The sequence below is a fragment of the uncultured Proteiniphilum sp. genome (assembly GCF_937873925.1).
In the GTDB taxonomy this organism is placed as follows: Bacteria; Bacteroidota; Bacteroidia; order Bacteroidales; family Dysgonomonadaceae; genus Proteiniphilum.
Genome location: NZ_CALNAT010000256.1, coordinates 37384 through 58293 on the forward strand (window position 1 = coordinate 37384; position 20910 = coordinate 58293).

Sequence of the window (20910 nt, forward strand, 5' to 3'; positions counted from 1 at the left end):
ATTAAAGAATAAGATGACAGATGATCAGAGATCTAACATCTTATTCGATATCAACTTTAATGAGAATTTAAAAAAAGCGGGAGAAAACTCCTTTGTTTTCTTCCCGCTTTTTTTTGATTAACTATTGTTAGTTAATGGCCATATTGAATTCTTTCGGTATGATGAATGTATAGTCATGTCCGAAATTATCTTTCAATGTCACCTGGAGTTTAGTAGCTACAGGTACCGCCGGAGGACTGGTAATTACAGGAGCGAACGAAACATCGGTTCCGGTAAGTGTCGGAACAAAGTATTCATTCACCTTGTCATAAGCGGGCGCTCCGGTCAATACTTTCACATCAATAACATTGAAGGTTCTGCCGTCTTGCAGTGCAGGAGTATTGGTCAAATCAACGCGTGCTCCAACAGGTGGTAAGGCAGTGATATTTGAAATACTATAGGCTGCTACTGCTTCTGCATATTTCAGTGCAGGAGTATTTGCCTGGTTAGTACCTTTGTACTGCCACTCTTTCAGGTCTTGTACATAAGAACGGAATTCAGCTTTAATCGGTGTGGACGGTGCCCAGTAAACCCGATGGTTTGCGCTTCCATTATACAATACATAACCGAAGTCTTTCGCCAGTCTCAAGTCATAGATCTTTCCGTGGCCCGGTGCGGGTGCAGGCAGGTAAGGCACGCCAATTTCTGCCACAGGTACGGTACCATTGGTATTGGAAGTATTCCATGTCGGTCTAGAAGCTACAGGATGGGTAGTAGTGTTTTCTACAAGATATCCGGCTCCGTCAGTACCGATACCGTTCAATGCGTTGGCAAGATTATACTCTCTTGTTCCCGGTAACGGATAAGCATAAATTACCGCCTGTCCGTTCACATCGTGGTGAATGCTGGTCTTATATCCGATGCCAGTTCCGTCGAAGGTAGGCATTACTTTCGTCAGGGTTACGTTGGTTGTGCTGAACGGTACTCCGAAGCTATTGTTCAACGTAAGCGTACCGGTGTAAGTTACACCTTCCTGAAGATCAGATGGTTTTACGTTTATGATCTGAAGTTTCTTGGTATCAGCCCATGTAGCTGCCGGATTGTTACTGGCATCTAATCTTATGAGATTAGTCAGATCCAATACAACACTATGTCCGATCGTCATACTGAATGTAGCGCTTCCTACGCTAGCCAGATTTACACCCGGGGCAAATGTGAGGATATTGGAAGGAACAGTAGTCGCTGCGGTCGGAACCGGAGCTGTAATTGTCTGGGTAAAGTTGAGACCTGAAGAAGCTACATCACCTACATATACGTAGAAGGACTTACCGTCGGGGTCAACCAGTGTACCGTCATAGTTCACAGCCATCACGCGGAAACCGATAATATCTCCGTTTGCCGAACCAGAATTAATCTGCAGGTTGGCCACTTCGCTCGCTTTATAAACCTTTTCCAGGCCATCGATATCGTAGCTGTTCCATGCATTTAATTCAGAAGGAGAACTTTCAACAGCCCATGCCCTGTCTAATACAATATAGTAAGCAAAAACATCATCGGCGTTATCTAATTTTAGGTTGAAAGTTTTACCAATTTCAGCGCCGAAGAAATTCTGTGCTCTCCTGTCGTCTGCAGGGTCAGCATTTTTAGTCTCTGCTGTATTCCATACACCTGTAGCCCATTTTTGATCAGCCGGTGCAGTGATTCCTGTTTCGCTGGTCAGATAACGGTTCTTGATGGTGGTGTGCGATCTATAAGCGGTTGCCGGTTCAGTTCCTTTCTTCACCGAGAAGATCAGATCATCAGGTGCATCCTGGCTATTATAAATAGGCGTCTTGGTTGAAGCTTGAATCCTGACACCAAAATCAGATATCACAAAGCGTTCTGCAGGCGTTTCACTTACATCCACACTGTTTTCGATGGCAATTGCAAACAAGAACTGTCCACTTACATCAGCAACCAAGGGGTTCAGTCCGACTACATTTGCTTCGGCAGGCATCTGGAATGTTACGTTCCAAAGACCGGTCACTGAAGGCGCAGCGCGCAAAGCGGTAGAACGTTCAGCTTTTACGGCTTTCACAAAATTGTTTACCAGATTGTTACCGTCACGTCTGATCAGATAGATCTTGTCTAACATTTTACTTATATCAGCAGTAGCGGGGCTTACTTTGATTTCAATAGTCTGCTCTGCATAGAGTATCCGTTGACCATTGGTGAAAGCAATGGCACCTTCAAACCCCTGTCCGAATGCCCAGGTCTTTCTTGCCGGGGCAGTAGAGAAGTTCAGGGAGCGGTTTCTGGCCCAAATATCGTCATTTTCATAATCCAAAGAGATCTTGGTGATCATTTCGTTGATTTTAGCAAAGCTGAAAGTGATCGAAGTAACACCATTTCCTAATTTTACATTCGAAAGAGTAATGGATCCTGTTTCTTCATTCACAACGGCTGTGATTATGCCGGGGAGCAACCACTGTTCGTCGGTCTTTGTTTTAACGTCACCATCAACCTTATACCAGTAGCCGTCGGAATTAGGCTCATAATAAATACCGTCTTTTCCTGCGGGGCCAGTCGGACCAGCGGGACCTTGTTCTCCAGCATCACCTTTTTCGCCTTTCCATGTATATTCAGATTTCACACCGTCAATATACCAGAAACCGTCAGGATTAGCGGTAACAACAGATCCGGGTTGACCTGCGGTGCCTGTATCTCCCTTGTCTCCCTTGTCTCCTTTATCTCCCTTGTCTCCTTTATCTCCCTTGTCACCTTTATCGCCTTTCGCACCGTCAACACCGTCAACACCATTTTTCAGGTCGTACGTTTGACCGTTACTCAAAGTAACTTTCAAACCGGTAGCTGTGCTCTCAACTTGAGTGATAACGGCGCCCCCATCCACTTTGCTTTTCAAGTCGTTCAAAGTGGAACTGAGACCTGCAATCTTTTCCTCGAGATTGCTGATGTCATCATCATAATCTTTACACGATGTAACTGTGACGAATGCCGCAATCACCGCGAAGATAAAAAACTTAAATAAATAACTTTTTTTCATACACTAAAAATTTAATAATAAAAATGGATTAAAATATTACACAATTGGTGTTCTTATATTTTTACAATTTAAAAACTGATTTTCTTTTCTCCTTTTTCTGAAGGAATAACTCTGTCAGCGAAGGGCGGCGCAGATTCAACGATGGGCTGTTACTGAACAGGCCGGTTATCGAATCCTCTTTTTGATATCCTGTTTTTATTCCTTTTTTCTTCAGTACCGAAAAAGAGGTGTAATTTGGTATATAGGATATCTCTACCATTCCAAGCTCAATCATATCGTCCGTATTGGCAAAATCCAGGCATACTTTCAGCAGGATACTGTCATTTACCACTACCCGACAGACCGTATTGATGACGTCGGTAACCGGAGTTGTCTTCTCAATGATCTCATTATGCACTACCGTGGCAGATACCGGTTCACGCTGTTCTACCAGACGGATAAGTGTGATACGACTTTGCAATCCGGTGCGGTGATAGGCTATTTTTATATCGGTAATCAGGCTGCCCCGGGTAACAGGCAACATCATATAGATCCATTTGGAATCTCCCGGCTCACTCACCTGTACCTGTAATCCCGGATGGAATACATAAGGATAGTCGATTCTGATGCTCGGATCGCCTGTCACAAAACCTAATGCATGAAGCATTAGTGATTGCCTTTTGGATAAAAGTTTTCTGGAAATATGTCCGTAATTGTTATCCATCGGTTGTATTATTCCATTTATTTTCCGGTATAGTACAAAATGTGATTTGCTGCCGGGGTATTATTCTACTTTTTCAAAGTGTATCTTTAACAATGTTTTTTTTAACTCAGGTGAAGGGGTAAATACTACTTTCATATTTCTTATGTTGTCGGAAGTGAATTCTTCCGGGTCTTTTACTCCTTCACTCGAGAGGGAGAGGCGCAACGTGCCAAAATTGTTCAGATTCACACTATACCCCTCAATCAAATAGCGGGGAATTTCATCGACCATGTTCTCGATCACATTCATCACTGCGCCACGCGCTAGAAATGACTTGCCGGCAATTCCCTTACTCAGTTGATAATGGTTTATCGTACCTGCTTTTACAGGGCTGGCATACCATTTCCGTTCTGTTTCGCGCTCAAGCGGATTGGCTTTTTGAATTAGTTTATACTTCATAGACCGTTATTTTATTATTTTTTTGATATGATTTTTACCGCGTAAGAGGAGACATGGAAATTAATATTGTGAGTTTGCTCTAAAAGATTGAATGTGACCTCTGTTTAGTTGTTGGTTTCATTTTTGTTTACGCTTGGAGCAATTTTTTTGCCCGTTTGCCGATAATCTTCCGACCGTTTGCCGGTTTTTTTCGCTTTTCTGTTTTTACCGGTTCCGAACGTTTGGAAATATCGGGACGTCCCTTTGAACTGGTATTTATTTTGATGACAAACTTACGCTTTTCCCTAACCCCCGGTTAGGATTTATTTCGTTAAATTTAGCATAAAACAGGCTTTAACATTTATACCGGTTAGGATTATTTGCGCATTGATTGAAGTTAAATTATTGAAAAATAGCGGGATGGATATGCTACTTTATTCTTATGCGGAATTTTTTTCAGGTTAAAGAAAACCCTTTTGCCTGTTTTTGATGATATATTTATAAGGCTTGCCGGTATCTTAATTTTGGGGTAAACGTTTGAATTGAGTAGGGGTAATTCCGGTATGTTTTTTAAATATCCGGGAGAAATAATTCACATCGTAGATGCCGCATTCGGCTGCTACTTCGCCGATGGTCTTGTTATATGTGGTAAAGATCTTTTTCGCATGCCGGAGCTTCACCTGCAGAATATAAGTGGAGGAGGGATACCCCGTGATGGCGTTCAGTTTTTTATTCAGTTGAGACACACTGATAGCCAGCTCCTGAGCCAGCTTTCCGGGAGTGAAGTCGGGATTTTTTATTTCACGGTAGATAATATCGGTGACATGACGCAGGAAGTCTGTATTCATATTGTTATCACCCGATTCCGCTTTTTCTTCTTTCAGTACGGTCCTGTAGTATTTCTCTTTCAGAAGCTGGCGTGTCTCCAGCAGATTCTCCACGCGTATCTGCAGTTCTTCTGCGTAAAAGGGTTTGCGGATATAACAGTCGGCCCCGCTCCTTAAACCCTCGATCAGATCCGTTTCCTTGTTTTTTGCGGAAATAATGATTACAGGGATATGGTTGAGCAGCGGCGATCCCTTTATCTCCCTGCATAATTCAATACCGTTTTTTTTCGGCATGACCGCATCGGTGATCACGATGTCCGGAATTTGTTTATTAGCCATATCCCATGCTTTCTCCCCGTTGGAGGCATATATGATATTGTATTGTTCCTGAGGGAACATGGAACGGATATAAAGGGCGATGTCTTTATTGTCTTCGACTAATAAGATGGTGTTACGGAGATCGTCTTCATCAGTTTCGGAAGAAATAAACCTTTTGGTTTCCTCCTGGGTTGGAGTTTCCGCTACGGGATACGGAATATTCTTTTCGGGCTTCCAGAATGAATAAAGCTGTTTTTCACTTTTCCGCACAGGTAACTCGACCGTAAACGTAGATCCTTTTTCCACTTCGCTTTCCACCCGGACAGTACCGCCCAGGGCTTCCGTGAGCTGTTTGACGAGCGTAAGCCCTATCCCACTGCCGGCAGGGGTTTCCATTCCCGCATGCGGGCTCTTGTAAAACAGGTCGAAGATATGGGGAAGCATCTCCTTGCCGATCCCTTTTCCATGATCGATCACTTTGATGATCATCTTTTGCCGGGTTTTTGTGTCCCTTTCCAGGATAAGGTTGATACGGGTACCTTCGTCGCTGTAATTGATGGCGTTGGCAAGAAGGTTGTACAGGATCTTTTGAAGATAATCGGGTACGAAATCGGTTTCAATCTCCGTTTCACTACTGAAAAAGAACAACTCGATTTCCTTCTGCTTTGCATAAATACGGAAGGTTTCCGATATCATCTCCACAAAAGTGACTATATTGCCGGTTTTCCATTCCACGGTTTTGTCGGACGTTTGTAGATTGGCAATATCGAGCAGCTGGTTCACCAGATCGGAGAGGCTCCTTCCCTGCCGTTCAATCGCGTTGAGATAAGTGGATAAATTGCCGTTGGACAGGTTCTTTTGGTCCTTGAGTTGCTTGCTTAACCCAAGGATGACGGTGAGCGGGGTGCGGAGTTCATGGGTGATCTTGGCGAAGATATCACTGAGGAGCCGTTCTTCCTGTTGCTGCATGCGATTGTTTTTCATCCGCTCGAAGAGGGAGAATAATAGGGTCAGTAAGGCGAATACGAACAGGATCGCTCCGATATATATGCTTGTTCTTCCGGAATAAACATCGGGGAGCTGTATGTTCAACACTGGCAGAAAAACGGCTTCGGCGGATATACCGGACGGAAGGAGGTTGTCCGGCGATAAATTGCATGGATGCAGGTAAAATAGCTCCATAGGATGTAAATTGATAAGGTATTCTTTTACTTGAAGCAAGAGAATAAGAGTTTCCACAATGTTTGAATTTTGTTTTATACGTACCTCTATATTGGGTTTGCAATATAATGCTTTTTTTTCCTAATATGCCGGCATTTTTTTATGTTGAAAATTCCCCATAAACGCTGATAGGTCGAAGACTGATTTTTTATTTATCTTTAACAATATATTTTTTTCATAATGGAATATCATGAACTCCACAATTAGCATTTTTTTAAGTTTGCCCTATCTTGGTTAATCTATGAGATGCGAAGACGGATTTACTGATCTGTGCGGAGTCCGGCTGAAGTGTCGGGAATGTGGAATAATTATTCGAATCGTATCGGTTTCAAAAGAAAATCATGTAAATTTGCGAAGGAATGAAGATTTGCAGATGTGTTGATGTGTTGTTTAATCTCCTTCGATCTCCTTCAATCTCATTCGATCTAAAAAATAAAGATAAATAAATATGAAATTATTGGGAAGATTGTGGCCGGTCTTGCTGGCCGGTACGGTGCTTTTTTCCTGTAAACAGGGGGAGACTTTTAAAGTGGAGGGAAATATCGGCTCTGCGGAGGGAGATACATTGTATCTGGAACATCGCGGCCTGGCGGGTGTCAGAGCACTCGATTCCACGGTATTGAAAAACGAGGGATCGTTTGCCTTCAGGCAGCCAGCCCCCGAAAACCCCGAGTTCTACCAGTTGCGTATCGGGGACCGGATCGCCGTCTTCGCGGTGGATTCGACGGAAACTCTCCGTGTCAGCGCCGATGCCCCGGACTTGTACTATTCGTTTACGGTAGAAAATTCGCCCGCCAATGACCAGATAAAAGAGGTGGATGCCCTTACCCGTTTGGCCGCCCGTGAGATCACCAACCTCGAAGACCGGCATAAGGCCGGATCAATCGACGACATGACGTTCATCGCACAACTGGATACCGCATTGCAGAAATATAAAACGGCGGTATCGCGGCTGGTGCTGGGAAATCCCTCGGGTGCGGCAGCCTATTATGCCATCTTCCAGAAAATAAACGATTATCTGATCTTCGATCCCTACAACAGGCAGGATTATGCTATGTTCGGCGCGGTGGCTACTTCATGGAATCGATATTATCCCGGTACCGAAAGGACGAAACATCTGTATGAATTTACCATGAACGCGCTGAGAACACGGAGACAGCAGGAACAGCAGGCAAAACTGTTCGAGAACATCCCGGTGAAAGAGGGAACGGGTTTACCCGATATTGTCCTGTCTGAAGTGGATGGACGGAAAGTGGCGTTATCATCCCTGAACGGGAAGGTGGTACTGCTCGATTTTGTAGTGTACGGTGCCGATTTTTCACCCAAACACAATATGGAGCTGAACAGCCTCTATGCACGATACCATTCACGGGGCTTTGAAATATATCAGATCTCGTTCGACTCGGATGAGCATTTCTGGAAAACATCGGCTGCCAATCTCCCCTGGCTTACCGTAAGAGATCCCCAATCGGTCAATACCACATTACTGGCCACCTATAATGTGCGCCAGATCCCCACGGCGTTCCTCATCAACCGGGAAGGAGACATCATAGCCCGGATTGAGGATTATGGTCAGTTGTCCGGCGAACTGGATAAGGTGTTGTAAAACATATCCGGAAAATTTTGTGTAATGGTAATAAAGTGCTATCTTTGTAAAAGTATTAACATGGAAAAAAGGGGTTCCGGTCTTGTAATAAAAGGCCGGAATTCTTTTTCTTTACGTTGAGTTTTGAGAATAAAAAAAGAGATTATGGCTGTAACGTATATGACCGAAGAAGGCCTTCGGAAATTGAAGGAAGAATTGATAGAACTGGAATCTGTACAGAGACCTGAAATATCACGCCAGATTGCCGAAGCGAGAGATAAAGGGGACCTGTCGGAAAATGCCGAATATGACGCGGCAAAAGAGGCGCAAGGTATGCTGGAAGCGAAGATATCCCAATTGAAAAATCTTGTTGCCAATGCCCGCCTCATTGATGAGAACGCTATTGGTACAGATGAGGTGCAGATCATGAACAAAGTGACGATCAAAAACCTGCATACCAAGAAGATGATGACTTATATGCTTGTATCGGAGAGCGAGGCTGACCTGAAGAGCGGTAAGATTGCCGTGAACACTCCTATTGCCCAGGGTTTGCTGGGGAGAAAAGTGGGTGATGTGGCCGAAATTAAAGTGCCGTCGGGTATGATGACATTTGAAATCGTGGAAATCTCGATTTGAATAGATTCAGGATTCAGGATTCAAGATTTCAGATTCAAGATTCAGGGCTTCTAATTTTTTACTTTTAACTACGTGGATTTAGTTTTTCACTTTTCCACTTTTAATTTTCAAATGGCAACTATTTTCAGCAGAATTATCGCGGGTGAGATCCCTTCCTATAAAATAGCCGAAGACGACCGGTTTTATGCTTTCCTGGATATAAGCCCTATGTCAAAGGGCCACACATTGGTCGTTCCTAAACAGGAGACCGACTACCTTTTCGATCTGGATGATCTTCTTCTGGGCGATATGGCTGTTTTTGCCAAAAAGGTGGCGAAGGCGATTGAAAAGGCTGTTTCCTGCAAGAGGGTGGGGATGATGGTAATCGGCCTGGAGGTGCCGCATGCACATATCCATCTGATTCCCATCCGGAAAGAGGGAGATATGAGCCTTGCCAACCCGAAACTCCAACTCCCGGCGGAAGAGTTCGAGGAAATTGCGGAGAAGATCCGGCAAATGTTGTAGAAAATTGAATCACGATAAAATAAGATGGGTTTCCTGCGAGGCTCATCTTTTTTTATTTCCCGTATGTGAGATGCTCCGTAAATATCTTTAGAAGTAACGGCGGTGGTTATATTTTCCTGATGCGTATACCTCTGACAAAATGGCATTCTCCTTTTTCAAGGATCAGATCGGCCCGGAAGCGGGTAGGGAGAATATTATGCAACAGATTGGGCAGATTGATCTCATCCCACACCTTGTTGGCAAATTTCAGCAGTTTCTTTTCCGAATAAGAGGCGTATTTATGGAAATAGGAGGAAGGATCCTGAAAAGCCGTCTGTTGCAGTTTCTTAAATCGTTCCAGATACCACTCACGCAGATCTTTCTCACTCGCATCCACATAAATGGAAAAATCGAAGAAATCAGACACAAAGACCCTTCTTCGCATTTTTTTACCCGGTGAGACCTGTAACACATTAATCCCTTCCACGATGAGGATATCGGGTCGTTCAACGGTTTGGATCGCGTCTGGGATCACATCATAATAGAGATGCGAATAGACGGGGACTTCGAGCATATCCCGCCCTGATTTCACACTTGCAAGGAATGCCAGCAATTGTTTGGCATTGTAGCTCTCGGGAAATCCTTTCTTGTTCAGCAGGCCCCTCTTTTGCAACTCATCATTGGAATAGAGGAAGCCGTCGGTGGTGATCAGTTCTACCCTTGGTTGCTCCGGTGTCATGGAAAGCAGTTTTTGCAATACCCGGGCCGTTGTACTCTTTCCTGCCGCCACACTACCGGCAATGCCGATGATGTAGGGGATGGGTTTGCTTGTGTTGGAGAAAAACTGATCCCGTTCTTTGTGCAGGTTGCGGTAGTGGGTGAGATGAATCTGTAACAGCCGGATCATGGGAATGTAGATATTTTCCACTTCGCTGAGGGTGAGCGGCTCATTGAGCGCCTGCAGTTTGGTGAGATCTATATCAGAAATAGGAAACATGGGATGCTCCTCCAGTGTACTCCACTCCTCACGGGTGAAGGCGCGAAAAGGAGAAAAGGTCACCTCGTAGGCTTTATTCATTGCACTGCTTTTTGCTGCAAAGATAGACGAAAAACCGGTAAACGGAACCCGTTTACCGGTTTTTTACTCGATTGATTCTTGGTGAAACGACCATGAATATCATTAAAAGTGAAAATTTCACGATTTGACTACGTTGATTTTCAATTCATAATTTGATTACGTCGATTTTCAATTCAATTCAAGATTTTGAATCTTGAATCTTGAATCTGAAATCTTGAATCAAATCATTTCGAAACTTCTTTTTACGAAGTTGCTCAATGCTTCTCCTTTGAGCATTCCGTTGGAGAGAAGGGCCAGGTCGACCATCTGTTTCAAACGGTTGTCGGCCGAGACTTGCGCCAGGAGCTGCTCTTTGTCCTTGTGTTCACTCTTGTCGATGAGCGCTTTGACCATCGGGTGCTGTACATTCAATACTATCTGATATGTGTCGGGCATCTCACCGTAGAAAGCCATTTGCTGTTGCATGGCGGCCATCTCTTTCATCCGCCTGGAGAACTCGTTCTGCGTGATCTGAACAGGCCTGGAGGTCTCTCCGAGCGCTTTGAAATCGACATTGAATTCCGTTTTTTCCATGGGCGGCAGTTGCGATTTCACCGCTTCCGACATATTCTCTTTCTGTTTATCGGTCAATTCTACTTTTGTCGTCTCCTCCTTTTCGATGATATGTCCGATGGTATCGCTGTCCACCCTCACAAAGCGGGTCTTATCCGATTTTTGTTCCAGAAGTCCCATCCAGTGGATATCGAGTTGACCGTCCATCAGAAGCACATCGTAACCTTTTTCCTTCGCCGCCTCGATATGACTGTATTGGTCCTGCCGGTCGCTGGCATAGAGGTAGATGAGGTCTCCGTTTTTGTCGGTCTGCGTTGTTTCGGTAAGGGTTTTGTATTCTTCCGGAGTGAAATATTTACCTTCCATATTTTTCAATAAGGAAAATTTGATGGCCCTGTCGCAAAATTTTTCGTCGGAGAGCATTCCGTATTCAATAAAGAGTTTCAGGCTATCCCATTTTTCTTCATACCGGGTACGCTCTTTTTTGAATAACTCTTCCAACTTGTCGGCTGCTTTTTTCGTGATATGGTTCGAGATCTTTTTCACGTTCTGGTCGCTTTGCAGGTAAGAGCGGGAGACATTCAGCGGGATATCGGGCGAATCGATCACGCCGTGCAGTAGCGTAAGGAATTCAGGGACTATCCCTTCCACCGAATCGGTCACGAAAACCTGATTGCTGTAAAGCTGTATCTTATTGCGTTGCAGATCGAGGTTGCTTTTTATTTTCGGAAAATAGAGGATGCCGGTAAGGTGGAACGGGTAATCCACATTCAGATGGATCCAGAACATGGGCTCATCCGCCATGGAGAATGAATACAGGTCACGATAGAATTTCAGGTAGTCTTCTTCGTTTAATCCTGCCGGCTTCTGCCGCCATAGCGGATTGGTGTCGTTGACGATATTATCTTCTTCCGTGTCCACGTATTTTCCGTCTTTCCACTCCTGTTTTTTTCCGAAAACGACCGGTACGGAGAGGAATTTACAATATTTTTTGAGTAACGATTCAACCTTTTCTTTTTCCAGGAATTCCTTGTTATCCTCATCTATATATAGGATGATGTCGGTTCCGCGATCCTTTTTTTCAACCTCCTCCATGGTGAATTCCGGCGTACCGTCGCATGACCATTTCACGGCTTGTGCATCCTCCCTGTAGGATTTGGTGATGATCTCCACTTTTCCGGACACCATGAAGGAGGAGTAGAACCCCAATCCGAAATGGCCAATGATGGCATTCGCGTTTTCCTTGTATTTATCCAGGAAATCATTGGCGGAGGAAAGCGCTATCTGATTAATGTATTTGTCCACCTCTCCGGCAGTCATGCCGATGCCGCGGTCGGTGACCGTGAGCGTTTTCTTCTTTTTATCGATAAAAACATGTATGGAGAGATCGCCCAACTCACCTTTAAAATCGCCTACATCGGCCAGAGTTTTCATTTTCTGGGTGGCGTCCACCGCGTTCGATACGATCTCACGGATAAAAATCTCATGATCGCTATAGAGAAACTTTTTGATAATGGGGAAAATATTGTCAGTCGTTACCCCTATCTGTCCTTTTTGTACCATATATTTATTGTTTAGTGGTTTATCTTTCACATCTGATCATACCCTCCCGATGCAAATTGTATGCCATAAAGCCACCTGTCAGAAGAGGGAATTAACATATAAAGTTCCTGTTCGTAATCGGAAGTTCCTATTTAGAATCAATCTAAAAAACTTAAATTTCCGTATTTATTACAATAATTTATTCTATAAGCAGGTATATAAATAATTTTTATCTGTTATCAAGGTTATCAAAGATGCTTTTTTTGCTATTTATCTACCTGTTTATCAGTGCAATTTCGGGTATTCTTTTTTTATTAACAATCATTAATCGTTTTTACGTGCATGAATGAGACAGGTTTTAAATATATCTTTTTATATTTGCAAAGACAACGGTCATTTAACACAACTAAAGCGCATCGCTTATGAAAACAAAGATTTCTTTCGAAAAACAGCTATTGGGGCTGCAGGACAACATGTTCAATTTCGCATTGACATTGACAGCCGACAGGGAAGAAGCCAAAGATTTGTTGCAGGAAACAACTCTTCGTGTACTGGATAATAAGGAAAAATATTATGAGAATGTAAATTTCAAAGGGTGGGTTTTCACCATCATGCATAATATTTTTGTAAATAATTATCGCAAGATCGTCAGGAGCCAGACTATTATCGACAAGACCGAGAACCTGTATCATCTGAATCTGCCGCAGGATTCCGGTTTCGATACTCCCGACGGGGCTTATACGATCAAGGAGATCAACAAGGCGATCAACAGTTTTACCGATGAATACAAGGTGCCCTTTTCGATGCATGTTTCAGGATACAAATATGAAGAGATCGCCAAACACCTCGGATTACCGATTGGAACTGTAAAAAGCAGGATATTTTTCGCCAGGAAAAGGCTTCAGGAGCTACTTAAGGATTTTAGATTTTACGCTGAGTAAGATAGAGGATAAAGAGTAAAGAACGAAAAACAGTGCATGAAACCCCTTTTACGTAAAGGGGTTTTTTTATGAGTAGATAGAATATTTTTGGATACGGTGATTTCTCTGCTTATGGACTGAAATAGCAATATATATTTTATCGTAATTGAAAAATAGATGGGATTATGGAGATTATTTGGTTATTACTTTCGCTGGTTATTTTGTATTTTAGCGCGGAAGGTTTGGTTTCCGGGGCATCGTCACTGGCGAAACGTATAGGCATCAGTCCATTGGTAATCGGACTGACCATTGTTTCCATAGGCACCAGCGCGCCGGAACTGGTGGTGAGCGTAAAGGCTGCTTTGAACGGGCAGAGTGCACTCTCTATCGGCAACGTACTGGGTTCGGACTTTTTTAATATAGGAATTATTCTGGGGCTGTCGGCCATGATCTACCCGTTGGCGGTGAAGAGGCAGTTGTTGAAGTTCGATGTGCCGGTGATGGTACTGGTAGCACTGTTGTTTTTCCTGTTGTTTCTCGATTTCGAAATCTCGAAGATCGAAGCCCTGGTGTTTATTGTTCTGTTCGTCTCCTATACCGGATATCTTCTGATCAGTTCAAAAAAGAACAGTGCACAAGTAAAGGATCATGATAACGAAAATGAGATCGAGATTGAGATTCGTTTGAGCAAACACTGGACATTGGATATTCTGTTTATCGGAGTGGGGTTACTGGGCCTGGTGTACGGTTCCGGCTTGCTGGTGGAGAACGCGGTAATTATTGCGGGGCGGCTGGGGATGTCGGAAGCAATGATAGGACTCACCATTGTGGCAGCAGGGACCAGTATGCCGGAGCTGGCCACGTCGGTGGTGGCGGCCATGAAAAAACGGGCCGATATAGCGATAGGGAATGTGGTGGGATCAAATATCTTCAATATCCTGTTTATCCTGGGGGTGGCGGGATTGATCCATCCGATCAGTACGCCTGATATCAGTTCTATGGACAGTCTGTTCGTGATAGGCATCAGCCTGCTGTTATGGATCTTTATGAAGACAAGCACCCGTATTACCCGATGGCAGGGAGTAGCCTTTATCTTGTTTTATCTGATTTATTTTTTCATCAAACTCTCCGTATCATAAAATAGAAGGGGTATCCGAAAAATCTTTCGGGCTATCTACTTTCTCGTTCATGAGCGCAAGATCCAGCACCTCCTTCACATCTCCTACATAGTGGAAGGTCAGTCCCTTCACATATTCGGCGTTGATCTCATCGATATCTTTCTTATTCTCCTTACAGAGGATGATCTCTTTGATACCCGCCCGTTTGGCGGCAAGGATCTTTTCGCGGATACCACCTACGGGAAGTACTTTCCCGCGCAGGGTGATTTCGCCGGTCATTGCCAGGTTGGGGCGCACTTTCCGTTGGGTATATAACGAAGCCAGCGAAGTGATCATTGTGATGCCTGCCGACGGACCGTCCTTGGGTATGGCGCCTTCCGGCACATGGACGTGGGTGTTCCAGTTCTCGAATATTCCGGAATCGATCCCCAGTTCTTGTGCATGGGAATGCACATATTCCATGGCCAGCATCGCCGATTCTTTCATTACATCCCCCAGATTCCCGGTGAGGGTGAGTTTAGCCCCTTTCCCTCTGCTGAGTGAACTTTCCACGAAAAGGATCTCACCACCCACTGCGGTCCATGCCAGCCCTGTTACTACACCCGCATATTGGTTGCCCTGATAACTGTCCCTGCTGTATTCTTCCATACCCAGGTATTCTTTCAGGTCGGATATTTTGAGGATTTTCGGATAGGGCTCATCCGACGCGATCTTCCGGGCTACCTTCCGCATGATTTTGGCAATTTTTTTATTCAGTTCACGCACGCCCGACTCTCTTGTATAGTTTTCGATGATCTTTTGCAGGGCGGGCTTGGAAACAGAGAAAGCCCCTTTTTCGATACCGTGATTCTGAAGCTCTTTGGGGATAAGATGGCGATGGGCGATCTCGATCTTCTCTTCCGTTATATAGCCTCCCACGTTGATCAGTTCCATGCGGTCGAGCAACGGTTGGGGAATGGAGTTCAGATTGTTCGCCGTAGCAATGAAAAGCACTTTCGACAGATCATAATCAATAGAGAGATAGTTGTCGTGAAATGCGGAATTTTGTTCCGGGTCCAGTACCTCGAGCAGCGCTGAGGATGGGTCGCCCCGGAAATCATTCCCTATCTTATCCACCTCATCCAGTACGAACACAGGATTTCCAGCGCCGGCTTTCTGTATGTTCTGGATGATCCTGCCCGGGATGGCGCCGATATAGGTGCGGCGGTGGCCGCGGATCTCGGCTTCATCATGCAGCCCGCCGAGCGAAACGCGTACGTATTTGCGGTTAAGTGCCTCGGCGATGGATTTGCCCAAGGAGGTCTTTCCCACACCCGGAGGGCCGTAAAGGCACAGGATGGGAGATTTTAGATCGCCTTTGAGTTTCAGTACGGCCAGGTGTTCAATAATACGTTCCTTTACTTTCTCCATACCGAAGTGGTCTTTGTCGAGCACCTTCTGGGCGTTCTTCAAATTGAAATTGTCTTTGGTGTATTCACCCCACGGCAGGTCGAGAATGGTCTGAAGGTATCCGAACTGTACCGAATAATCGGGTGATTGCGGGTTCAGACGTTCCAGTTTTTGTATCTCTTTTTCAAATGTTTTTCCTACCTCTTCGCTCCATTTCTTCTCCTTCGCCTGTTTCCTGAATTCATTGATCTCGATCTGCTGGGTATTCCCTCCCAGTTCTTCCTGGATGGTCTTGATCTGCTGCTGAAGAAAATACTCTTTCTGCTGTTGATTGAGGTCTTCCCGGGTCTTCATCTGGATGTTCATCTTCAGTTCCAGTACCTGAGACTCGCGGTTGAGGATCATCAACAGGCGGTAGGCCTGCTCTTTTTCGTCGTTGATACTCAGCAACTCCTGCTTTTCATGACCCTCGAGGGGCAGGTTGGTGCCGCTGTAGCTGATAAGCATATCGGAAAAAGATTCACTGCTAATGGTTTGTGTCAACTCTTTGGGCGGTTCTCCCAGCAGGTGCAGCATATGGAGCAGGGAATCACGGATGGAGTCGAGGATCGCCTTGAACTCTTTATCCTCTCTCGACGCTTTTACATAGTCCCTCAGCCTGAACGTTGCCTTTATATAGGGTTCGGTCTGTGTGATCTGCTGCCACTCAAACCGTTTCTTTGCCTGTACGATGATGCTGAAGTTGTTATCTCCAAGTTCAATAACACGGATCACTTCGGCGATCACACCGATCGGATAAAGATCGCCCTCTTCGGGGTCGTCCACAGACGAGTCTTTCTGGCATACCAGTCCGATATATTTTTGTTTCTTGCCAAGCGATTTGATCAGATCCAGCGATTTTTTTCTTCCCACGGATATGGGGAGCGTACTCCCCGGAAAAACGATGGTATTGCGCAAAGGGAGCAAGGGAAGGGTCTCCTTTAACCGGGATTCGTCGATCTCCTGGTTGCCGTCAACGAAGTCGTTGGCAATGAAAGATATTACATTTGCTTCGGGAGCCTCTTCAGGCGTCATATATTTTTTGAATGGATTCATCATTTTAGCTATCTCTGTCATCAAAACAGAAAAATGTTTACTTTTGTTTTAGTTTTGTATAGGATAAGACAAAATCCGTGCCAAATATATCAAAATTTGTTCCGTGATGGGTAATCCCTGGTTCCGATTCAAGCAATTCACCGTTTTTCACGATAAGTGTGCCATGAAGGTGGGAACCGATGGTGTGCTGCTTGGGGCCTGGACGAGCATGGAAAATGCGGCAGAGATACTGGATGTGGGAACAGGCACCGGACTCATCGCATTAATGGTGGCTCAGCGCAATCTTCTCGCAAAGGTGATAGCTATTGATGTGGATGAAAATGCTGTGGGACAGGCGATGGAAAATATCGGGAATTCCCCCTTTTCTGACAGAATTACCGTGGAATTTTCTGCTTTCCGGCAGTTTGTTCAAAATACTTCGAAACGTTTCGACCTGATTGTTTCCAATCCGCCTTACTTTTCAGATTCTCTTTTGCCCCCGGATAAAGAACGGGCAAAAGCAAGGCATTCCGTCTCGCTGACATTGGATGATTTATTGTTATCCGCTCAGGGTTGCCTTAAAAACGACGGAACGCTTTCCCTTATTCTTCCCTACGATAAGAGCGACGAATTAAAGTGCCTGTGTGAAAAGCATACATTTTATATGAAAAGGAAAACCATTGTATATCCTTTGCCGGGTACCGAACCGAAGCGACTATTGACTGAGTTGACCCTGCGACATACCGGCCTTACTGAAACAAGTTCGCTGATCATCGAAAATAGCCGGCATCAATACACCAAAGATTTCTCCGACTTGGTAAGTGGTTTTTACCTACATCTCTGAATTTTTATCCGGTCTTTTTCGAAAGTGTTTTAAAACCGACTCCTTTTGATTCCTTTCATTGAATTATTTTTATCTTTGTTTTTTTATAATCAATAGGAAAATGAAACCCATTGTTTTTTACGACGGAGAATGTGGCTTCTGTCATCGTTGGGTGCAATGGATCATAGATAGAGATGCCGGCCGGGTTTTCAGGTTTGCATCATTGCAATCAGATTTCGCCAACGATTTGTTCTTGCATTTTGATAAGAAGGCGACTTTAGACTCCATCGTCATCTTTAAGGATGGGACGGAATTCTTAGTCAAATCGGAAGCGGTTTCCTATATTTTCTCTCAATTGAATCCCGGTTCCATTTTCTATAAAATGCTGAAAGTGTTTCCCCGTTTCCTCTCAGACATCGGATATGATTGCATGGCAGCAGTTCGTAAAAAAATCAGCATGCGAACCTGCCGCGTGTTTAACAGAGAAGAAAAAACACTTTTTCTGAACGATGTGGATTTCTTGGAATGGTTGTCTGAGAATAATCCATTATAAATACCGAAAAAGTTATTTTCATTTTCGTAGAATCATAAAAAGTAGTAATTTTGACGCTTTAAAAAATCCGGAATAGTGAAAGAAGTCATTACTATCAGAGATAAACAGTTTGAATTGTTTATTGAACAAGAGATCATTGAACAGGGAATAAAACGGATTGCCGGACGGATAAATTCGGATCTGAAAGGAAAGGATCCTATCTTTTTGGCTGTGCTCAACGGTGCTTTTATGTTTGCCGGAGAGTTGATGAAAGAGGTTTCCATCCCCAGTGAAATTACATTTGTGCGTCTCGCCTCCTATCATGGGACATCCACCACTAACCGGGTGCAGGAGGTGCTGGGTTTGAACGAAAGTATCGAAGGCCGCTCGGTGGTGATCGTGGAAGATATCGTGGATAGCGGAAATACTATGGTTGCATTAAAGAAGGAGCTTGAGAAATATCATCCCCGGGAGGTGAAGGTAGCCACTTTGCTGTTTAAACCCGCTGCATTGCGGCAAAAACTTCCTATCGATTACGTGGCCCTTGAGATCCCCAATGATTTCATCGTCGGTTACGGACTGGATTATGACGGATACGGAAGAAATCTGAAAGATATCTATAAGGTAAAATAAAGCGGTTTCCATTAAACCTCACCCGATTTAAATCGTCTTATTAAAAAAGACGAAACCGGCATAACTGAAAGTCATTGCAGGTTCCATATGTAACAGGGTGCAAAATATATAATAATCGTATAAAAGAAATTAAAAAGTTCTTTTTTCGGAATTTTCTCTATAAATTGCGGTACGGAATAAAAAAATAGCTATTTTTGCATTTAAACTTAGGAGTGATAAAAACAAGCAGTAGATAAAAAAAGACACACAATGAGCAAAAAAGATGAAGTAAAAAAATCGCCAAAAGCGAATCTGGAAAGACAACGGAACACCTACATCCTGATGGGGTTGGTGTTGGGTATTTCTCTCCTTTTCTTCGCTTTTGAATGGTCGACCGAAACCAGAAAACTGGACGAGAACGTGCTTGTTCAGGATGTTTTGGCCGAAGAGGAAATCGAGATTACTCGTCGGGATCCGACTCCTCCGCCCCCCCCGCCTCCGCCAGAACCGGAAGCTCCGGAGATCATCGAGGTGGTAGACGAAAAAGTGGATGTAAGAATGGAAATACAGTCTGAAGACGACCAGTCTCAGAAACAGATGCAGACCTATGTTCCACCCCCACCACCCAAACCGAAAGAGGAAGAGGTGACCGAAGAGATCTTCGTGGTGGTGGAAGAACAACCGGAATTCCCCGGAGGGAATGCAGCTATGATGAAGTTCCTGGGCGACAATATCAAGTATCCGGTCATTGCACAGGAAAACGGTATCCAGGGACGCGTGATTTGTAACTTTGTGGTAGAAAGGGACGGTAGTATTACCGACGTACAGGTGGTACGTGGGGTAGACCCTTCACTCGACAGGGAAGCTATCCGTGTGATCCAACAGATGCCTCGTTGGAAACCGGGAAAACAGCGTGGATCGTCGGTACGTGTTCGGTTTACACTGCCGGTAGTATTCCGCTTGCAAAACTAAAATGATTATATAAAGAAGGAAAGCTGCTTTTGAATCCCAAAAGCAGCTTTTTTTACTCATATTTACTAGAATGATGGGTGGTAAAATACCTGTTTTTGAAAAAATTGTCGACGGAGCGATCAGGGGGATATTGAGAGATTGTCAGCCCCGGACGCTGTTCGTTCCCGCCGAATATATGCTGTCGCTGGGAGGGAAGAGGCTCAGGCCACTTTTGACGCTTATGGCGGCAGATCTTTTTGGTAAAAATGCGGAAGAGGTTCTGGATGCCGCATTAGCAGTAGAAATATTCCATAATTTTTCCCTGGTGCATGATGATTTGATGGATGATGCCGATCTGAGGCGGGGATATCCGACGGTACACAAGAAATGGAGTGACAACAGTGCTATCCTTTCGGGTGATGCGTTAGTGATCGAGGCTTATAAATATATCGCGAAAACTCCCGTCAGCGTGCTTCCCGTTATTTTAGACCTGTTCTCTACTACAGCCATGGAGATCTGTCAAGGACAACAATACGATATGGACTTCGAACAACGTTTCGATGTTACGGAAGAGGAATATATCGAGATGATCCGGCTGAAAACGGCCGTGCTCATCGGTTGTGCCCTGAAGATCGGTGCCATCATCGCCGGTGCTCCCGCCGCGGATACCGATTCGCTTTACAAATTCGGTATCAACATAGGGCTGGCGTTTCAGTTAAAGGATGACCTGCTGGATGTGTATGGCGATCGGGAGACATTCGGAAAAAAGATAGGAGGCGATATCTTATGCAATAAAAAAACCTTCCTGTTGATCAGGAGTTTAAAGAATGCAAACGGTGTGCAAAGGGAGGAACTGTACAGATGGTTAACGGCAACCGATTACAATCCCGATGCAAAGATCAGGTTTGTTAAAAATCTCTATGATGAATTAAATTTGAAATTTGTCGTTGAAAATCTTATCGAAAAGTATTATCTTGCGTCGCTCGATTGCCTGTCGTCAGTCAATGTCCCCGACACCCGTAAAAGGGATCTGATCACCCTGTCGGAAAATCTGATGTACAGAGAGAAATAAAAAAGAAAAGGAAAAGGCTTATTTATAAAATAGCC

The 20910-nt window shown here is 44.4% G+C and carries 17 protein-coding genes; 10 read left to right on the forward strand and 7 right to left on the reverse strand.

All coding sequences use genetic code 11. The features are described 5' to 3' along the window. Positions 1 to 127: 127 nt before the first annotated feature. The 4 genes from Q0502_RS18445 to Q0502_RS18460 form a co-directional block, all read right to left on the reverse strand. Positions 128 to 3022, reverse strand: coding sequence for a hypothetical protein (locus Q0502_RS18445; protein ID WP_298653958.1), 2895 nt, complete (start codon positions 3020 to 3022; stop codon positions 128 to 130). A 61-nt stretch (positions 3023 to 3083) separates the two neighbouring features. Continuing rightward, positions 3084 to 3725 carry a hypothetical protein gene (locus tag Q0502_RS18450; protein WP_298653960.1) on the reverse strand — a complete coding sequence of 214 codons (642 nt, stop codon included), beginning with the start codon at positions 3723 to 3725 and terminating at the stop codon, positions 3084 to 3086. 60 nt (positions 3726 to 3785) lie between these two features. Next, entirely contained in the window at positions 3786 to 4163 is a 378-nt protein-coding gene (locus Q0502_RS18455; protein WP_298653962.1) for an HU family DNA-binding protein, read from the reverse strand. A 497-nt stretch (positions 4164 to 4660) separates the two neighbouring features. After that, the gene (locus tag Q0502_RS18460) at positions 4661 to 6526 is read right to left on the reverse strand and encodes a response regulator (protein ID WP_298653964.1); all 1866 of its coding nucleotides are present in this window, start codon (positions 6524 to 6526) and stop codon (positions 4661 to 4663) included. A gap of 430 nt (positions 6527 to 6956) precedes the next feature. On the opposite strand from Q0502_RS18460, the gene Q0502_RS18465 reads away from it, so the two are divergent. The 3 genes from Q0502_RS18465 (at position 6957) to Q0502_RS18475 (ending at position 9233) form a co-directional block, all read left to right on the forward strand. After that, on the forward strand, positions 6957 to 8114 hold the full coding sequence (locus Q0502_RS18465) for a TlpA disulfide reductase family protein (protein WP_298653966.1): 1158 nt from the start codon (positions 6957 to 6959) through the stop codon (positions 8112 to 8114). A 144-nt stretch (positions 8115 to 8258) separates the two neighbouring features. After that, on the forward strand, positions 8259 to 8729 hold the full coding sequence (gene greA, locus Q0502_RS18470) for a transcription elongation factor GreA (protein ID WP_298653968.1): 471 nt from the start codon (positions 8259 to 8261) through the stop codon (positions 8727 to 8729). Positions 8730 to 8840: 111 nt separating this feature from the next. Next, positions 8841 to 9233 carry an HIT family protein gene (locus Q0502_RS18475; protein WP_298653970.1) on the forward strand — a complete coding sequence of 131 codons (393 nt, stop codon included), beginning with the start codon at positions 8841 to 8843 and terminating at the stop codon, positions 9231 to 9233. Between the two features lie 106 nt (positions 9234 to 9339). On the opposite strand, the gene coaA is transcribed toward Q0502_RS18475, so the two are convergent. Together coaA and htpG are read right to left on the reverse strand one after the other, a co-directional pair. Next, positions 9340 to 10290, reverse strand: coding sequence for a type I pantothenate kinase (coaA, locus tag Q0502_RS18480; protein WP_298653971.1), 951 nt, complete (start codon positions 10288 to 10290; stop codon positions 9340 to 9342). Between the two features lie 219 nt (positions 10291 to 10509). Beyond that, positions 10510 to 12405: a molecular chaperone HtpG gene (htpG, locus tag Q0502_RS18485; protein WP_298653973.1), complete on the reverse strand. Its 1896-nt coding sequence runs from the start codon at positions 12403 to 12405 to the stop codon at positions 10510 to 10512. A gap of 401 nt (positions 12406 to 12806) precedes the next feature. Between htpG and Q0502_RS18490 the strand changes: the two genes are divergently transcribed. Together Q0502_RS18490 and Q0502_RS18495 are read left to right on the forward strand one after the other, a co-directional pair. Beyond that, positions 12807 to 13325: an RNA polymerase sigma factor gene (locus tag Q0502_RS18490; protein WP_298653975.1), complete on the forward strand. Its 519-nt coding sequence runs from the start codon at positions 12807 to 12809 to the stop codon at positions 13323 to 13325. A 164-nt stretch (positions 13326 to 13489) separates the two neighbouring features. Further along, positions 13490 to 14443, forward strand: coding sequence for a calcium/sodium antiporter (locus Q0502_RS18495; RefSeq protein ID WP_298653977.1), 954 nt, complete (start codon positions 13490 to 13492; stop codon positions 14441 to 14443). On the opposite strand, the gene lon is transcribed toward Q0502_RS18495, so the two are convergent. Continuing rightward, on the reverse strand, positions 14438 to 16909 hold the full coding sequence (gene lon, locus Q0502_RS18500; RefSeq protein WP_298654018.1) for an endopeptidase La: 2472 nt from the start codon (positions 16907 to 16909) through the stop codon (positions 14438 to 14440). The two genes, Q0502_RS18495 and lon, sit on opposite strands and share 6 nt — an antisense overlap. Positions 16910 to 17012: 103 nt before the next feature. Between lon and Q0502_RS18505 the strand changes: the two genes are divergently transcribed. The 5 genes from Q0502_RS18505 to Q0502_RS18525 all read left to right on the forward strand — a co-directional run bounded on the left by Q0502_RS18505 (position 17013) and on the right by Q0502_RS18525 (position 20875). After that, positions 17013 to 17729 (forward strand): methyltransferase, encoded by a 717-nt coding sequence (locus Q0502_RS18505; RefSeq protein ID WP_298653979.1) that lies wholly within the window; start codon positions 17013 to 17015, stop codon positions 17727 to 17729. 100 nt (positions 17730 to 17829) lie between these two features. Continuing rightward, on the forward strand, positions 17830 to 18261 hold the full coding sequence (locus Q0502_RS18510) for a DCC1-like thiol-disulfide oxidoreductase family protein (protein ID WP_298653980.1): 432 nt from the start codon (positions 17830 to 17832) through the stop codon (positions 18259 to 18261). Between the two features lie 75 nt (positions 18262 to 18336). Further along, a complete protein-coding gene (gene hpt, locus Q0502_RS18515) occupies positions 18337 to 18873 on the forward strand; it encodes a hypoxanthine phosphoribosyltransferase (protein ID WP_298653982.1) in 537 nt (178 codons plus the stop codon). A 249-nt stretch (positions 18874 to 19122) separates the two neighbouring features. Continuing rightward, positions 19123 to 19824, forward strand: a complete 702-nt coding sequence (locus Q0502_RS18520; RefSeq protein ID WP_298653984.1) for an energy transducer TonB — start codon at positions 19123 to 19125, stop codon at positions 19822 to 19824. Between the two features lie 70 nt (positions 19825 to 19894). Next, on the forward strand, positions 19895 to 20875 hold the full coding sequence (locus Q0502_RS18525) for a polyprenyl synthetase family protein (protein WP_298653986.1): 981 nt from the start codon (positions 19895 to 19897) through the stop codon (positions 20873 to 20875). The last annotated feature ends 35 nt before the right edge of the window (positions 20876 to 20910 follow it).

Bases quoted from the DNA above. Each gene is read 5' to 3' on its own strand.
- Q0502_RS18455 (WP_298653962.1), bottom strand. From the start codon at position 4,163: ATGAAGTATAAACTAATTCAAAAAGCCAATCCGCTTGAGCGCGAAACA.
- Q0502_RS18465 (WP_298653966.1), top strand. From the start codon at position 6,957: ATGAAATTATTGGGAAGATTGTGGCCGGTCTTGCTGGCCGGTACGGTG.
- Q0502_RS18495 (WP_298653977.1), top strand. From the start codon at position 13,490: ATGGAGATTATTTGGTTATTACTTTCGCTGGTTATTTTGTATTTTAGC.
- lon (WP_298654018.1), bottom strand. From the start codon at position 16,909: ATGATGAATCCATTCAAAAAATATATGACGCCTGAAGAGGCTCCCGAA.
- Q0502_RS18445 (WP_298653958.1), bottom strand. From the start codon at position 3,022: ATGAAAAAAAGTTATTTATTTAAGTTTTTTATCTTCGCGGTGATTGCG.
- Q0502_RS18520 (WP_298653984.1), top strand. From the start codon at position 19,123: ATGAGCAAAAAAGATGAAGTAAAAAAATCGCCAAAAGCGAATCTGGAA.
- Q0502_RS18510 (WP_298653980.1), top strand. From the start codon at position 17,830: ATGAAACCCATTGTTTTTTACGACGGAGAATGTGGCTTCTGTCATCGT.
- Q0502_RS18525 (WP_298653986.1), top strand. From the start codon at position 19,895: ATGATGGGTGGTAAAATACCTGTTTTTGAAAAAATTGTCGACGGAGCG.
- greA (WP_298653968.1), top strand. From the start codon at position 8,259: ATGGCTGTAACGTATATGACCGAAGAAGGCCTTCGGAAATTGAAGGAA.
- Q0502_RS18505 (WP_298653979.1), top strand. From the start codon at position 17,013: ATGGGTAATCCCTGGTTCCGATTCAAGCAATTCACCGTTTTTCACGAT.
- Q0502_RS18450 (WP_298653960.1), bottom strand. From the start codon at position 3,725: ATGGATAACAATTACGGACATATTTCCAGAAAACTTTTATCCAAAAGG.
- htpG (WP_298653973.1), bottom strand. From the start codon at position 12,405: ATGGTACAAAAAGGACAGATAGGGGTAACGACTGACAATATTTTCCCC.
- coaA (WP_298653971.1), bottom strand. From the start codon at position 10,290: ATGAATAAAGCCTACGAGGTGACCTTTTCTCCTTTTCGCGCCTTCACC.
- Q0502_RS18475 (WP_298653970.1), top strand. From the start codon at position 8,841: ATGGCAACTATTTTCAGCAGAATTATCGCGGGTGAGATCCCTTCCTAT.
- Q0502_RS18490 (WP_298653975.1), top strand. From the start codon at position 12,807: ATGAAAACAAAGATTTCTTTCGAAAAACAGCTATTGGGGCTGCAGGAC.